The sequence below is a fragment of the Stenotrophomonas sp. GbtcB23 genome, from assembly GCF_019091045.1.
Lineage (GTDB): Bacteria > Pseudomonadota > Gammaproteobacteria > Xanthomonadales > Xanthomonadaceae > Stenotrophomonas > Stenotrophomonas rhizophila_A.
On record NZ_JAGXKC010000377.1, the window covers coordinates 1 to 277 of the forward strand.

A 277-nucleotide genomic window follows, 5' to 3' on the forward strand; every position below is an offset into this window, starting at 1 on the left:
TTCGAGGATTTCGCGGGCGCGCTGCAGCTCGATCTCGCCCGGCACTTTCACCGGATCGCCGAAAACCGGGCCGGACGTGGAGCGCGGCCGACCGAGCGGGTCGCGCCCGTTCTGGCCGCCCTGCGAGGCCATGCCCTCGCCGGGGCCGCCGTCCTGACCCTGGCCTTGGCCCTGACCCTGCTGCATGGCCTGCATCATCTGCTGCATCATGTTCTGGGCGCCCTGGCGCAGTGCGTTGAGGGCGTTGCCCTGGCCTTGCACGGCCTGCTCGCCCTGG

At 71.5% G+C, this 277-nt stretch carries 1 protein-coding gene; it reads right to left on the reverse strand.

Annotated elements, in window-relative coordinates:
- Window positions 1-277: DUF4175 family protein (locus KVS69_RS19470; RefSeq protein WP_217539617.1), on the reverse strand; the 277-nt coding region annotated here is incomplete at both ends.